This window comes from Rhizobium sp. CG5 (genome assembly GCF_023701945.1).
Taxonomy (GTDB): domain Bacteria; phylum Pseudomonadota; class Alphaproteobacteria; order Rhizobiales; family Rhizobiaceae; genus Allorhizobium.
In genome coordinates, this window is the sequence record NZ_JABAEF010000001.1 from 99186 (window position 1) to 114175 (window position 14990).

Below are 14990 nucleotides of genomic sequence, written 5' to 3' on the forward strand. Positions count from 1 at the left end.
GCAATCGTCAGAGCTGATTACTGGACGTTGGCGCCAACGACAGCGTCCCAGCCGCCGGTGACGGCAGCCTTGTTGGCATCGACTTCTGCAAGCGTCGGGAAGTAGGCCTTTTCATAGGAAGCAGCCGGCGGCAGGGCCTTCAGCAGGTCTTCCGGAACCTTGCCGGCCTTGACCAGCGCGTTGAAGCGGGCCGGGTGGCAATAGCCCTTCAGCCAGGCCAGCTGACCTTCGTCCGAATAGAGGTATTCCATCCAGAGCTTGGCAGCGTTCGGGTGGGGCGCGTAAGCGGAGATCGCCTGCACGTAGACACCGGCCAGAACGCCGGAAGCCGGAACAACGACTTCAACCGGCGGGTTGCCGGCCAGCGTGTCCTTGGCAGCAAGGGCGTTATAGTCCCACATCACGACGATCGGGGTTGCACCCTGGGCGAGCGTGCCGGACTTGCCGATAACCGGTACGAAGTTGCCAGCCTTGTTCAGTTCGCCGAAATACTTGAGGCCAGCTTCGCCAGCTTCCTTGCCAGCCTTGGCGCCGGAGGCGAGGCCAGCGGCCAGAACGCCGAGGATGGCCTGGTTGGAGGCGCGCGGGTCACCGGCAAGAGCGACCTGACCGGCATAGTCCTTCTTCAGAAGATCCGACCAGTCGGCCGGGGTATCCTTGACGAGGTCCTTGTTCACCAGCAGCGACATGACGCCGTAGTAATCGCCATACCAGTGGCCGTCGGCATCCTTGACGCCTTCCGGAATTTCGTCCCAGGTGGAGACCTTGTACGGCATGGTCAGGCCTTCGGCCTTCATCTGCGGGCCGAAGGCGAGACCGACGTCGACAACGTCAGGCGCCTGCGGCCCCTTGTTGTCCTTGTTGGCCTTGATGGCTTCGACTTCGTCGGCAGAACCGGCATCCGGGTTGAGTTCGTTGACCGTGATCTCGGGATACTTCTTCTTGAAGCCATCGATAACGGCGCCATAGCCGCACCAGTCGTGGGGCAGGGCGATGGTGGTCAGCGCGCCTTCAGCCTTTGCTGCGGCGATCAGGTCGGCGCTTGGCTCGGCGGCGGAGGCCAAAGCGGTGGAGGCGACGACCATGGCGGTCGTCAGCGAAAGTAGGCGGCGGGTGTTGGAAATCACTGGTTCTCTCCTTGTTGGATTTCAGCGTCGCGCGACTGTTAGTCGGCTTGCATGATAGTTGTATGACGGTTGCTCCGCTCCCAATCGGCATCCGTCAGCGCCGGCGGTTCCTTGAATTGACAAACGTTTTTTCTCCTTCCCTCCCTCTGTCTTTTTGAGCGTCAGCGCGGCTTGCGAAACAGGCGCGCCTGCTCGAACAGGCCTTCCAGCGTGTTCATGCGCTCGCGGGTTTCGTCCCAGGCGGTGTTCTGGACGGCTTCGATCAGCGCCTCGACGACGAACAGCGTCACAACCGAGGAATCCCAGGCGGAGGGCGCTTCGATCTGGACCTTGAAGGCATGCCGGGCAAGCTTTGCGACCGGTGACGTCCACTGGTCGGTAAATAAGATGATCTCGATGCCGGCCCGGCTGGCAACCTCGGCCAGCGTCACCATGTCGGCCTCGTAGCGGCGGATGTCGAAGATCACCAGCACGTCGCCGGCGCTCATGTTCAGCACATGCTGCGGCCAGGAGGAGCTGTTGGACGACATCAGCGTGGTCTTCGGCCGGATGACCTGCATATGGGTGAAGAAATATTCGGCGAGCGCCCCGGTGATGCGTCCGCCGACGAAGTAGAGGCTGCGCTTGCGATCCGACAGCAGGCCGGCGGCATCGTCGAAGGTCACGGTGTCCAACTCGCTTAGCGTCTGGCGCATGTTGCTCATCACGGCTTCGGCAAAGCGGTTGAGAATATGGGTGCCCGGCGCGTTGGCCGCCCAGCGGTCGTGCTTGGCGATCGGGTTGGAAATCGTCGCTTCCAGCTCCTGGTGCAGGTGGGCCTGGAATTCCGGGTAGCCTTTGTAGCCGAGCTTCTGCACCATGCGGGCAACCGTTGGCGTCGAGACGCGGGCGTTCTCGGCCACGGTCGTCATACTGCCAAGGCCCGACACCGGATAATTGTCCAGCAGGCTTTCGGCCAGTTGCCGCTCGGCACGGGTGAGCCCGCCGAAATGGGCATGAATGACGTCCGATACGGTCCTTGATGAATTGGACACGTTTCATTTCCCCCTGACCGATCTTCTGCCGGCTGTCACAAATCTATCAGGGGCAAAGGGCAGCGTGTCAATCCGGCACGATGAAGAGAATTTTTCAGTTTGCCGATTGACACTGCCTCAAACCTGAAGAATTCTCTTCGGCGGGTGGAGTTAAGGTTTCCGAAAGGTTTGTGGCATGCTCTTGAGGTCGGATATTTTGACCAAGGCGGACGGCGATGCCGTTGCCGTGGAAAATATCGACGGCACCGGCCAGGTGGTTCTGGTGTGCGAGCATGCATCGCGCACCCTGCCGCTTCAGGCCGGCGATCTGGGCTTGAGCGAAGAGGCGCTTTGGAGCCACATCGCCTGGGATCCGGGCGCGTTGGCGCTGTCGCGGCTGTTATCCCTGCGGCTCGATGCCGTGCTGGTGTTCCAGCGTTTTTCGCGGCTGATCTACGATTGCAACCGCCCGCCGGAATCGCCGGCCGCCATGCCGGAGAGCAGCGAGATCTACGAGATTCCCGGCAACCGGGACCTGAGCGCGGCGGAGCGGTTTGCCCGTACCGCAGCGCTTTACGTGCCATTTCACGATCGGGTGGCGGCCGTTTTGGCCGACCGGCAGGCCAAATCGCGGCCAAGCGTTGTCGTGACCGTGCACAGCTTTACGCCGGTCTACATGGGCGAGCGCCGGGCGGTCGAGATCGGCATCCTGCATGACGAGGACAGCCGGCTGGCCGACGGCATGCTGGCGGAGGCGGCGAAGGGTTCGGATTTCCGCGTCGAGCGCAACGCCCCTTACGGTCCGGCCGATGGCGTGACGCATAGCCTGAAGTTGCATGCGCTGCCGAATGGATTGATGAATGTGATGATCGAGGTCCGCAACGACCTGATCGCAGACGACGTTGGCCAAGGGGTCATGGCCGAATATCTGGCGGGATTGATCAAGGCGTCTCTGGACGCCCGCTAGACACAATAACTGACCCCAGGGAGCAGTTGAACTGCAATCCGGCCGATCGGCAAAGCCGACGGCAAAAGATGGAGCCATTTCGCCCGCAATTCCGTGGGCGATCGGAAAACGGGGGACGTCATGTCGGACTATTCGGAAACAGATAAAAAGCAGGATATGCATGTCCTGCATTCCATGGGCTATGCCCAGGAACTTGAGCGAAGCATGAGCTCGTTCTCGAACTTCGCGATTTCATTTTCGATTATTTGCATTCTATCCGGCGGCATCAATTCGCTGGCCCAGGCGACATCCGGCGTGGGCGGTGCTGCCATCGGCATCGGTTGGCCGGTCGGCTGCATCATTTCCGCCTTTTTCGCCCTTGGAATGGCGCAGATTGCGTCTGCCTATCCAACGGCCGGCGGCCTCTATCACTGGTCTTCGATCCTCGGCAACCGCTTCACCGGTTGGCTGACGGCGTGGCTGAACCTTCTCGGCCTCATCACCGTGCTGGGCGCGATCAACATCGGCACGGCGCTGTTTCTCGGCGGCACTTTCGGCGCACAGCTTGGCCTTTTGGGCGAGGACGGCCTGGTATCGCCTGCAACCCAAGTCCTGCTGGTGGCCGGTTTCACGGTCGTTCAGGTGCTGATCAACCATTTCGGCATCAGCCTGACCGCCAAGCTGACCGACTTCTCGGGCTCGCTCATCCTGGTGACGGCTGCCGTGCTGACGATCGCCTGCCTGCTTTTTGCACCGACCTGGGAGATCAGCCGCCTTTGGACCTTCACCAACAATTCCGGTGAAATCGGCGGCAATGTTTGGCCGCAGTCCGACAGCATGTGGTATATTTTCGGTCTGGGTCTGCTTTTGCCGATCTATACGATTACCGGTTACGATGCCTCGGCCCATACGTCAGAAGAAACGAAGAAGGCTGCCCATTCGGTGCCGCGCTCGATCGTATTATCTGTCCTGTGGTCGTCGCTTGCCGGCTGGATCATGCTCAGCGCGTTCGTGATTGCCATCCCGGATATGGCGGAAGGCGCAAAACAAGGCTGGAACGTCTTCTTCTACACGGTCAACACGATCATGCCGGCATGGCTGGTCACTGTTCTGTATGTTGCCATCTTCGTCGCGCAATTTCTGTGCGGCCTTGCCACGGTGACCTCAGCCTCCCGTATGATCTTCGCCTTCTCCCGCGACAAGGGTCTTCCGGTCGGCTCCAAGGCGCTGTCGTCGGTCAGCCCCAAATATCGCACGCCGGTCACCGCGATCTGGACGGCTGGCGTTCTTGAAGTGCTTTTCGTCTGGGGCGCGCTGTTCGTCTCCGTCGGCGAGGCCAGCCTCTACGTCACCGTTGTCAACGCGACCCTGATCTTTCTGTTTCTGTCGTTCCTGTCGCCGATCGTTCTTGGCATTTTCGCCTTCGGGACATCGAAATGGCCGGCGGCGGGCCCGTGGGATCTGGGCGCCGGCTTGTATAAATTGGTCGCTGTCCTGGCCACCATCGGCATGCTGATCATCATCTACATCGCCATTCAGCCGCCGAACGACAAGGTCTTTGCCATCACCGTCGGCTTCATCGTTCTGGCCGTCATCATCTGGTTTGCTTTCGAGGCGAAGCGTTTCCAGGGGCCGCCGATCGGCGACATGATCGAAAAGCGCAAAGCCGAGATTCTCGCTGCTGAAAAGGCGGTCGGCGAAATCTGATCGCGCATTCCGGGCGGGGGCCGCTTGCGCGGTCGCCGCCTGCCACGTTTTCCATAGGATTACGGACTGAACCTGCATTCTCGGCCAATCACGGGACCCAAGCGTTATGAGCACCAGTTACACATTCGACGATCTGAAGAGAGATGTTGCCGAAGGCCGCATCGATACGGTTCTGGCAGCCCAAGTCGATATGCAGGGCCGGTTGATGGGTAAGCGCTTCCAGGCGGAGTTCTTCGTGGAAAGCGCCTACAAGGAAACCCACAGCTGTAACTATCTGCTGGCGACCGACATGGAGATGGAAACCGTTTCCGGTTACGCGGCCACCAGCTGGGAAAAGGGCTATGGCGACTATACGATGAAGCCGGACCTTTCGACGCTGCGCCGCGTGCCGTGGCTGGAGGGCACCGCCCTCGTGCTCTGCGACATGCAGGATCACGCCACCCATGAAGACGTGCCCCATTCGCCGCGCGCCATCCTGAAAAAGCAGGTGGCCCGGCTGGAGGCCATGGGCCTGAAGGCCTTCATGGCGACGGAGCTGGAATTTTTCCTGTTCGACCAGACCTATGAACAGGCCCATGCGTCGGGCTATCGCGACCTGAAGCTCGCCAGCCCCTATAACGAGGACTACCATATCTTCCAGACCACCAAGGAAGAGGATGTGATGCGGGCGATCCGCAAGGGTCTGCAGGGCGCCGGCATCCCGGTTGAAAACTCCAAGGGCGAGGCGTCCGCCGGCCAGGAGGAAATCAACGTGCGCTATGCCGAAGTGCTGGATATGGCCGACCGGCATGTGATCATCAAGAATGCCTGCAAGGAAATCGCCTGGTCGAAGGGCAAGGCGATCACCTTCCTCGCCAAGTGGCACTACAATGCGGCAGGCTCCTCGTCGCATATCCACCAGTCGCTGTGGAGCATCGATGGCAAGGTGCCGATGTTCTTCGACGAGAACGGCACCTACGGCATGTCCTCGACCATGAAGCATTACATGGCCGGCCTTTTGGCCCATGCCAGCGAGATCACCTACTTTCTGGCGCCCTATATCAATTCCTACAAGCGCTTCATGGCCGGCACCTTTGCGCCGACCAAGGCGATCTGGTCGAAGGACAACCGCACCGCCGGCTATCGCCTCTGCGGCGAGGGCTCCAAGGGCATCCGCGTCGAATGCCGGGTCGGTGGCTCCGATCTCAACCCCTATCTCGCCATGGCGGCCCTTCTGGCGGCCGGCATCGACGGCATCGAGAAGGCGATGGAACTGGAGCCGGCCTTTACCGGAGATGCCTATGGCGCTGCGGAAGCCCGCGAAATCCCGCGCACCTTGCGCTCGGCGACCGAGGCGCTGTCCGGCTCCGCCATGCTGCGCGCGGCCTTTGGCGATGCCGTGATCGATCACTACGTCCGCGCTGCCGAATGGGAGCAGGAGGAATACGACCGCAAGATCACCGACTGGGAGGTGGCGAGAGGGTTCGAGCGGGCTTGAGATAATCGCAATTATGGGCCGGACGATTGTCGAAAAATCAATATCGTGCTACGTTTCCGCATAGTGAGTTGGAGGTATTGCGATGGCGATCGACAGTGAATGGTTTTACCGCGAGCTTGAGCGCAAGGGGGCGTCGGCTCGGGAACTGGCCGCCTTTCTTGGCCTCGACCCGAGTTCCGTTTCGCGCATGCTGAAGGGCGACCGCAAAATGAGCGCCGAGGAGCAGGATGCCATTTCCGTCTTTCTGGGTGTGCCGCTGGAGACGGTGGCGATTCACCGCCGCGGCGAGAGCGTGGTCACCGGTTTCGAGGAGGAGAAGCAGAAGCCTTACGATCTCTATCCCGGCAGCCCGCCCGGCTGGATGCCGACCGGCAAGATGTTCGGGCCGGACGACATCATCTACAAGGACGGCAAGCGCTGGATGGAGAAGGACGACGGCACGCTGATAGAGCTTCCTCCCATATTCGGATGCATGGCGGGAACGATCACGATCATGCCGGGCGTCGATTTGACCGCGCCCATGGATTGGGATGTGGAATGGGGTGAGAAGCTCTACAATGAGTAGCGGCCTCCTGCTGGATACCTGTGCTGTCATCTGGATGACTCACAAGGAGTTCGTTGCAGCAGAGGCGCGCGACGCCGTAATTGACTGCCAAACGACAGGAGTTCCGGTCTTCGTCTCGGTAGCAACCGCCTGGGAAATGGCTATGTTGGTGTCAAGAGGGCGTATCCGGGAGACGAAGGATGCGAAGCGTTGGTATGATGGATTCCGGCAGGACGCCGCGGTCGCTGAGCAACCGGTAACAGCCGATACATTCATCGCGTCCTGTTTCCTGCCGCAGCCGATCCACAAGGATCCGATCGACCGCATCCTGATCGCGACCGCGCGCGAGCATGATCTGACCATTATAACCCGCGATCGCGCCATTCTGTCCTATGGCGCGGCCGGACATGTGAGAGTACTGGCCTGCTAGGCTGTTTGGAGACGACAATGACAATGATCCAATGCATTTCGCCGATCGACGGATCGGTTTATGCCGAACGTCCCGCCCTGTCGCTGGAGGCGGCGAGCGCTGCCGTGGCGCGGGCCCGCAAGGCGCAGAAGAGCTGGGCGCGCCGTCCTCTCGAAGAGCGCGTACAGCTCGTGCTGAAGGGCGTCGCGCGGCTCAACGAGATGGTCGACGAGGTGGTGCCGGAACTGGCCCATATGATGGGCCGGCCGGTGCGCTATGGCGGCGAATTCAAGGGCTTCAACGAGCGTTCCAACTACGTGGCGACGATTGCCGCCGATGCATTGGCGCCGCTGGTGATCGAGGCGAGCGCCAGCTTCGAGCGCCGCATCGAGCGCGAGCCGCAGGGCGTGGTCTTCGTCATCGCGCCGTGGAACTATCCCTATATGACGGCGATCAATACGGTGGCGCCGGCGCTTATGGCCGGCAATACCGTCGTCATCAAGCATGCCACCCAGACATTGCTGGTCGGCGAGCGCATGGTGCGGGCCTTTGTCGAGGCGGGTGTGCCGGAAGACGTGTTCATCAACCTGTTCCTCGATCATGCGACCACATCAGCGCTGATTGCCGCCGGCAGTTTCAATTTCATCAATTTCACCGGTTCCGTCGAGGGCGGCCGGTCGATCGAGCGAGCTGCTGCCGGCACCTTCGCCGGGCTCGGCCTCGAACTCGGCGGCAAAGATCCGGGCTATGTGATGGAGGATGCCGATCTGGAGGCGGCCGTCGATACGCTGATGGACGGCGCCACCTTTAATTCCGGCCAGTGCTGCTGCGGCATTGAACGCATCTATGTGCATGAATCACTGTTCGACAGCTTTGTCGAGAAGTCGGTTGCCTGGGTGTCGAATTACAAGCTCGGCAATCCGCTCGATCCGGACACCTCGCTCGGTCCGATGGCCAACAAGCGTTTTGCCAAGGTGGTGCGCGAGCAGATCACTGACGCGGTGGCCAAGGGCGCCAAGGCGCTGGTCGATCCAAAGCTGTTTCCGGCCGATGACGGTGGCGCCTATATCATGCCGCAGGTTCTGGTCGACGTAGACCACTCAATGGCCTTCATGAAGGACGAGACTTTCGGTCCGGCGGTTGGTATCATGAAGGTCAAAAGTGACGAGGAGGCCCTGGCGCTGATGAACGACAGCCCCTATGGCCTGACGGCGTCCCTGTGGACCCAGGATCCGGAGCGTGCCGCCCGCATCGGCCGCGATATCGAGACCGGTACCGTCTTCATGAACCGTGCCGACTATCTCGATCCGGCGCTGTGCTGGACCGGCTGCAAGGAAACCGGCAAGGGCGGCTCGCTCTCGGTCATCGGCTTCCAGAACCTGACCCGTCCGAAATCCTACCACTTGAAGAAAGTCACGAAATGAACATCGTCGCCAACTGGAGCTATCCCACCGCCATCAAGATGGGCCGCGGCCGGATCAAGGAACTGGCCGATGCCTGCAAGACGCTCGGCATCAAAAATCCGCTGCTGGTGACCGACCGAGGCCTGGCCTCGATGCAGATCACCCAGGCCGCCCTCGACATCCTCGAAGAAGGGGGGCTTGGCCGGGCGATCTTCGCCGATGTCGATCCGAACCCGAACGAGAAGAACCTCGAGGCCGGCGTCAAGGCCTTCAAGGATGGCGGCCATGATGGCGTCGTTGCCTTTGGCGGCGGCTCGGGCCTCGATCTCGGCAAATGCGTGGCCTTCATGGCCGGCCAGACCCGGCCGGTCTGGGATTTCGAGGATATCGGCGACTGGTGGACGCGGGCCAATTCCGAAGGCATCGCGCCGATCGTCGCCGTGCCGACCACGGCCGGCACCGGATCGGAAGTCGGCCGCGCCTCGGTCATCACCAATTCGCAGACCCATGTGAAGAAGATCATCTTCCATCCGAAATTCCTGCCGGGCGTCGTGATCTGCGATCCGGAACTGACCATGGGCATGCCGAAGGTGATCACCGCCGGCACCGGCATGGATGCCTTTGCCCATTGCCTGGAGGCCTATTCCTCGCCCTTCTATCATCCGATGAGCCAGGGTATTGCGCTCGAAGGCATGCGGCTGGTCAAGGAATTCCTGCCGCGCGCCTATAAGGACGGCGCCGATCTCGAAGCGCGCACCAACATGATGTCGGCGGCCGCCATGGGCGCCACCGCCTTCCAGAAGGGGCTAGGCGCCATCCATGCGCTGTCCCATCCGATCGGCGCGGTCTACAATACCCATCACGGCATGACCAATGCCGTCGTGATGCCGCCGGTGCTGCGCTTCAACCGCGCCGTCATCGAGGACAAGATCGAGCGGGCGGCCGCCTATCTCGGAATTTCCGGCGGGTTCGACGGGTTCTACGACTACGTGCTGGCGCTGCGTTCCGAGCTGCATGTTCCGCAAAACCTGACGGCGATGGGCATTGCCCCCGACCGCATCGATGAACTCTCGGCCATGGCGATCGAGGACCCGAGCGCCGGCGGCAATCCGGTGGCGATGACGCTGGAAAACACCAAGGCGCTGTTTGCCGACTGCTTCTGACGCCCCGAAGTCTTTTCGACGACAAGGCCCGCGACCCCGTCGCGGGCTTTTGTCGTTTTGCGGCAGGACCTTAGTTCTCCCCCACAAGAAATGGGGTGGGGGATTTTGCTCTGATCTTTGGGGAAAATTAACTAATTTTAGAAAGACTGCATTAACCGGGCCCTATGATGCAGGAAGCCTTTAGAGCGATGAATGGCTCTTTCATACCGACGAGGAATTCCATGCCAGTCATCTCATTTGCCAATGCCAAAGGCGGAGCCGGCAAAACGACAGCTGCCCTTCTGCTTGCCACCGAACTTGCTCATCAAGGCTACCGCATCACCATCCTCGATGCCGATCCGCAGCACTGGATCACGCAATGGCACGAGATTTCCGGCCCGCAGTTCAATATCGAGGTGATCTCGGAAGTGTCTGTGGCATCGCTGCAGGGACATATCCGCGAAGCCAGCCGCGACTCCGACTATGTCGTCATCGACCTGGCCGGCGCCCGTGATGCGCTGGTGACCATGGCGATCGGCCTGTCCGACCATGTGATGATTCCGGTGCAGGGCTGTGCCATGGATGCCCGTGGCGCCGCCCAGATCATCGACCTGATCAAGCTGATGGAAGACACCGGCAAGATGACCATCGCCCATTCCGTCGTGCTGACCCGCGTTGCCTCGATGGTGACGACGCGGGCGCTTTTGACGATCAAGGGCCTTCTGGCCGCCCGCGGCGTCAATGTCATCAATACGCCGATTGCCGAGCGCAATGCGTTTCGCGACATCTTCGACTGTGGCGGCACGCTCTATTCGATGGATCCGGCCCGCGTCAGCAATCTCGACAAGGCGCGCGAGAATTCGCAAGGCTTTGCCAGCGAAGTGATGCGCCTGCTGCCGGTCAAGGTGATCCGCTCGATGCGGCCGCGCCGCTTCCTGCGCCTGGTCGGCAAGGCTGCCTGATTACCCACCTTCTGCCCATCGTCACCTCCCAGGACGATCCATGAAAAATGCCCGCTTTCTCAAAAAAGAAGGCGGGCATTTTTTGCGTTCTGTAACAGGGTCTGCGATCAGTCGACGAACTCGACGGTGACGCCGGGTTGCACCATCTTGGCCAGTTCAGTCGCATCCCAATTGGTCAGGCGGATGCAGCCGTGGCTCTGGGTGCGGCCGATCTTGGAAGGCTCCGGCGTGCCATGGATGCCATAGGTCGGCTTGGAGAGCGCCATCCACACCGTTCCGACCGGACCGTTCGGCCCTGGCGGAATGTTGAGCACCTTGTCATTGGCGCCCTGCTGGAAATTGATCTTCGGATTGTAGGTATAGCCGGGATTGAGCGCGACGCGCTCGACATTGACCAGGCCCGACGGTGACGGCGTGTCGGACGAGCCAATGCTGGCGGGATAGGCCGAAATCAGGGTGTTGAATTCGTCATAGGCAAAGACCTGCTTGCGGCCCTTGTCGGCGACGATGCGGGCCACCTTGCCGGTCATCGGCTCGCCGGGATTGACGACCTTGATCGTCGTGCCGGGAATGGTGAAATCGGCTTCGGGATTGAGCTCTTTCAGATAGGCCTCATCCATGTGGAAGCGTTCGGCCAGCATTTCGATGGTCGAGGTATAGGCCAGAGACGGCAAGAGCGCCTTCTGGCTATAGTCCTCGGGAATTTCCGCGACAAAGGGACCAGCGGCATCGCCTGGTGTAATGGTATAGCTGGTGATCGCCAGTCCGCCGGAAAAGCGCAGGCGTTCGATGATGTCGTCTGTGTTGTTGGGATCCAGCGTCTCGCCGGTCTTTTCCTGCCAGGCGGCAATCGACTTGTCGACATTGCTGCCCATCTTGCCGTCGATGACGCCGGGCGACATGCCTTCACGGTCGAGGAAGACCTGCAGCGCGGTGATCTCCGGCCGGGAACGGGTCTTGACGGCAATGGTCGGCTTCATGTCGTGGCGCGGCACGGCTTCCGACTGCGGCAGAGTTTCCGACTGCGGCTCGATGGAGGTCATCTCGGTCGTCACGTCATCGGGAAAGGACTGGTCAAGCGGCTGGCGCTCGACGGGCGCGATGGTTCCGGTGGTGACCTGTTCGTTGCCCCAGGCGTCGGTCGGCGGCGCATCCTGGTATTCCACCGGATAGCGGTTGCGGCGGACCTGCGGAAAGTAGGTTTCGGCCGGCACTTCGGTGGCCACCACATTGCCGAAATTGTCGATCAGCACGGTTCTGCCCATGCGGTCGCGGCTGATGATCACGGCGCCGCGTTCCGGCACGTAGTCGAGAAGATCGCCATTCGGCGCGACCAGAACTGTTTCGCCCATCGGAGCGCCATAGGGAGCCTGCGCATAAGCGGCTGAGCCCAGCAAGGCCGGCTCGCTTGCCAGTGCGGTCAAAACCAGGCCGGCTTTCCACATGTCATTCACGCTCATGATTCTTCCCGTTAATTTCTGATGCGACAAACACGGTAATTTTGACCCTAATGTGGAAAAGGTGAATTCGCAGTGAACAATCGGTAAATTTCCTTTGGCCCGTTGCCTGCGGCCTTGCGACCACGCCTGCTTCGGCGCGTCTTGAAGAACCGGCCTTTGTCCTTTAGGTCTTGCTGGGGATCACAGCGGGCGGTGCTGCACCGGTAGATAGGAGTAACACTATGGAATTCAAGGCCAAATCGGGTCCGGTTCTGGCGCTTGATGCAGGCTCGGTCCTCGATATCGGCGCGTGTGTGGTGAACGGCGTCGATCTGGCACCGGGCAGGGCCATTCCCGACGACGGCGATCCGCGCATCGACCATTCGCTGCAGGGTTTTCTGTTCACCTGCGGCCCGGATCATATCCGCCATCCCGAACCGATCGGCCAAGGTCATACCGGCCGCTATCCGCTGCATGGTTCGTTCTCGTCTCATCCGGCAGAGATCCTCACATCGGTCACTGACAGCGGCAATGCGCAATGCACGGCTTTGGTTCCGGTTGATCTGGCCGATGGCGGCACGGCGCGGCTGGAGCGGTCCTGGTCGATCGATGGCGACAGCGGCGAGGTGTTTCTGGCCGACCGGGTGGTCAATACCGGCGACACGCCGTTCCCCGCCATGCTGATGTATCACATGAATATCGGTGCCCGGCTGTTCGACGATGCGGTGCGGCTTCAAGGCGCCATGCTGGAGGGCGGCGGATTTGCCTGGACCTTCGGCGAAGCGGATGGCGGCATATTCTGCGTTCCGGCGAGGGCCGGCGATCACGGATGGGCGGAATTGCGGCTCGGGCCGATCGCTGCCATCGGTGGACTGACGCTGCGGGTCCGGTTCAAGACCGACACGCTGCCCTTCCTGCAGGTCTGGCGCAACCAGCGCGCTCCGGCCCATGTGCTGGGCATCGAGCCGGTGTCGCATCGCTGGGAGGGCCGGGCGCAGCTTGCCGAACGGGGCGAACTTGATCTTTTGACGCCCGGGGAGGCGCGCGCATACGCGCTGTCCTTCGCGTTTGTGTGAGCAGCTTCTAGCAGCGATTGACGGTTCGGGCGTGCCATCGTAGATGTGTCACCCGTTATCGAAAAGAGGGATCAGGCGATGAACATCCGAGAGATCAACGACGAATATTCCGTCAGCGGGCAGATCGCCATCGAGGACCTCGACACCATCAAGGCGCTCGGCTTCAAGTCGATCGTCTGCCATCGTCCGGACCATGAAGAGGCCGATCAGCCGACCTTTGCGGCCATTGCCGAGCGCGCCGAAGAGCTGGGCCTGAAGATTGCCCATGTGCCGGTCGGCCCGATGGGCGTGACCGCCGAGGCGGTGGCCGGCATGGTCGATGCGCTCGACGATTTCGACCGGCCGATGCTCGGCTATTGCCGTTCCGGCGCGCGCTCGACCGCCATCTATGAAAAAAGCCAGCATCTGCGCGGCTGAGTGTTTCAGAAGGCTCGGGCCTTTGCCTGGGCCTGCTCTCGTGCCGTCAGCCTAGGGCACGGCGTTTTCCCCCAAACCATCAGGAGTTTATCCATGACCATCAAGCGTATCGAGCCCGGCGCCCGCATGAGCGGCGCAGTCGTCCACGGCAACACCGTTTACCTGGCCGGCCAGGTCGGCGAGGGCACCACGGTGACCGAACAGTCGACATCGGCGCTCGCCGAAGTCGATCGCCTGCTGGCGCTCGCCGGCACCGACAAGTCGAAGATCCTGCAGACCCTCATCTATCTCTCCGACATGTCGACCTTCGGCGAAATGAACGCCGTCTGGGAAGGCTGGGTCGACCCGGCAAACCCGCCGGCCCGCGCAACATCCGGTGCCCCGCTGGCGACCCCGGACTACAAGGTCGAGTTCATCGTGACCGCTGCTCTCTGATATCGCGGTCCGTTCAGATCAAAAAGCCGGCGCGTCCAATCGGATGCGCCGGCTTTTTCCTATGTCAGGCAAAGTTGGCGCGCATGTAGGCGATGTAGTCGTCCTCGCTCAATTCACGCCGCGCCTTGAGCCAACCGCTGGTTTCGTCGCCAACGAAATACCGCAGCCGATCTGTGCCGTCGGTTGCGGCTCCATGCACAACCTTGGCGACATCGGCCGAGGTCATGGTCAGGGCGCCACCGAGGCGGGCAAATGTCTCGACGCTGCGGTTCAGGAAGGGCAGGTAGGCTTCGGGCGTGTTTTCGTTGGCGAAATCCTGTGCCGCGCGCTGCTGGAAGGCGGTTTCGCCGACGCCGCCATGCGGGATGACCAGCTTGACGCCGATGTTGACGGCCTGCAGTTCATAGGCCAGCGCCTCAGAAAAACCCTCCAGAGCGAATTTGCTGGCGCAATAGGCCGAGATCATCGGCAGGGTAAAATGTCCCGCGCCGGAACTGACATTGACAATGGTGCCGGATCCGTTCGCCCGGAAATGCGGCAGGATCGCCCGTGTTGCGTTCATCACGCCGAAGACATTGACGGCGAACTGCTGCATCAGCCTGTCCTTCGGGATCGATTCGAAGATTCCGTACAGGCCGTAGCCGGCATTGTTGATCAGCACGTCGATCTTGCCGAAGCGTTGGATGCCGGTGGCAATGGCGGCTTCGATGCTCGTTTCGTCCTCCAGGTCGAGACGGGTGACATGGACATTTGGCAATTCATTGAGTTCGCCCGCCGCCCGTGGATCGCGCATGGTTGCGATGACGTTGAACCCTTCGGACTGGAAGAGCCTGGCGCTGGCGCGACCTATGCCTGACGAGGCGCCGGTAATGAGAACAGTCTTGGTCATGTCG

General features: G+C 61.2%; 15 protein-coding genes. 11 read left to right on the plus strand and 4 right to left on the minus strand.

Features of this window, described 5'->3' with window-relative positions:
- Nucleotides 1-17: 17 nt before the first annotated feature.
- Nucleotides 18-1127: an ABC transporter substrate-binding protein gene (locus tag HGO38_RS00445; RefSeq protein WP_250953952.1), complete on the minus strand. Its 1110-nt coding sequence runs from the start codon at nucleotides 1125-1127 to the stop codon at nucleotides 18-20.
- A gap of 161 nt (nucleotides 1128-1288) precedes the next feature.
- Nucleotides 1289-2161 carry a MurR/RpiR family transcriptional regulator gene (locus tag HGO38_RS00450; RefSeq protein ID WP_250953953.1) on the minus strand — a complete coding sequence of 291 codons (873 nt, stop codon included), beginning with the start codon at nucleotides 2159-2161 and terminating at the stop codon, nucleotides 1289-1291.
- Between the two features lie 175 nt (nucleotides 2162-2336).
- On the opposite strand from HGO38_RS00450, the gene HGO38_RS00455 reads away from it, so the two are divergent.
- The 8 genes from HGO38_RS00455 (at nucleotide 2337) to HGO38_RS00490 (ending at nucleotide 10730) form a co-directional block, all read left to right on the plus strand.
- A complete protein-coding gene (locus HGO38_RS00455; protein ID WP_250953954.1) occupies nucleotides 2337-3107 on the plus strand; it encodes an N-formylglutamate amidohydrolase in 771 nt (256 codons plus the stop codon).
- Between the two features lie 120 nt (nucleotides 3108-3227).
- A complete protein-coding gene (locus tag HGO38_RS00460; RefSeq protein ID WP_250953955.1) occupies nucleotides 3228-4793 on the plus strand; it encodes an amino acid permease in 1566 nt (521 codons plus the stop codon).
- A gap of 106 nt (nucleotides 4794-4899) precedes the next feature.
- The gene (locus HGO38_RS00465) at nucleotides 4900-6270 is read left to right on the plus strand and encodes a glutamine synthetase family protein (RefSeq protein ID WP_250953956.1); all 1371 of its coding nucleotides are present in this window, start codon (nucleotides 4900-4902) and stop codon (nucleotides 6268-6270) included.
- A gap of 82 nt (nucleotides 6271-6352) precedes the next feature.
- The gene (locus HGO38_RS00470) at nucleotides 6353-6835 is read left to right on the plus strand and encodes a helix-turn-helix domain-containing protein (protein ID WP_250953957.1); all 483 of its coding nucleotides are present in this window, start codon (nucleotides 6353-6355) and stop codon (nucleotides 6833-6835) included.
- A complete protein-coding gene (locus tag HGO38_RS00475; RefSeq protein WP_250953958.1) occupies nucleotides 6828-7244 on the plus strand; it encodes a type II toxin-antitoxin system VapC family toxin in 417 nt (138 codons plus the stop codon). The genes HGO38_RS00470 and HGO38_RS00475 overlap by 8 nt, the downstream gene beginning before the upstream one ends.
- A gap of 17 nt (nucleotides 7245-7261) precedes the next feature.
- Complete coding sequence (locus HGO38_RS00480; RefSeq protein WP_250953959.1) at nucleotides 7262-8647, plus strand: aldehyde dehydrogenase family protein; 1386 nt, start codon at nucleotides 7262-7264, stop codon at nucleotides 8645-8647.
- Nucleotides 8644-9789 (plus strand): iron-containing alcohol dehydrogenase, encoded by a 1146-nt coding sequence (locus HGO38_RS00485; RefSeq protein ID WP_250953960.1) that lies wholly within the window; start codon nucleotides 8644-8646, stop codon nucleotides 9787-9789. Before HGO38_RS00480 ends, HGO38_RS00485 begins: the two co-directional genes overlap by 4 nt.
- A 221-nt stretch (nucleotides 9790-10010) precedes the next feature.
- Complete coding sequence (locus HGO38_RS00490) at nucleotides 10011-10730, plus strand: AAA family ATPase (RefSeq protein ID WP_250953961.1); 720 nt, start codon at nucleotides 10011-10013, stop codon at nucleotides 10728-10730.
- 107 nt (nucleotides 10731-10837) lie between these two features.
- Here HGO38_RS00490 and HGO38_RS00495 read toward each other — a convergent pair whose 3' ends face one another.
- Entirely contained in the window at nucleotides 10838-12190 is a 1353-nt protein-coding gene (locus tag HGO38_RS00495) for a L,D-transpeptidase family protein (protein WP_502941476.1), read from the minus strand.
- Between the two features lie 221 nt (nucleotides 12191-12411).
- Between HGO38_RS00495 and HGO38_RS00500 the strand changes: the two genes are divergently transcribed.
- The 3 genes from HGO38_RS00500 (at nucleotide 12412) to HGO38_RS00510 (ending at nucleotide 14097) form a co-directional block, all read left to right on the plus strand.
- Complete coding sequence (locus HGO38_RS00500; RefSeq protein ID WP_250953962.1) at nucleotides 12412-13245, plus strand: aldose 1-epimerase family protein; 834 nt, start codon at nucleotides 12412-12414, stop codon at nucleotides 13243-13245.
- A 78-nt stretch (nucleotides 13246-13323) separates the two neighbouring features.
- Nucleotides 13324-13662: a protein tyrosine phosphatase family protein gene (locus HGO38_RS00505; RefSeq protein ID WP_250953963.1), complete on the plus strand. Its 339-nt coding sequence runs from the start codon at nucleotides 13324-13326 to the stop codon at nucleotides 13660-13662.
- 93 nt (nucleotides 13663-13755) lie between these two features.
- Nucleotides 13756-14097 carry a RidA family protein gene (locus tag HGO38_RS00510; protein WP_250953964.1) on the plus strand — a complete coding sequence of 114 codons (342 nt, stop codon included), beginning with the start codon at nucleotides 13756-13758 and terminating at the stop codon, nucleotides 14095-14097.
- Between the two features lie 64 nt (nucleotides 14098-14161).
- On the opposite strand, the gene HGO38_RS00515 is transcribed toward HGO38_RS00510, so the two are convergent.
- A complete protein-coding gene (locus tag HGO38_RS00515; RefSeq protein WP_250953965.1) occupies nucleotides 14162-14986 on the minus strand; it encodes an SDR family oxidoreductase in 825 nt (274 codons plus the stop codon).
- Nucleotides 14987-14990 lie beyond the last annotated feature (4 nt).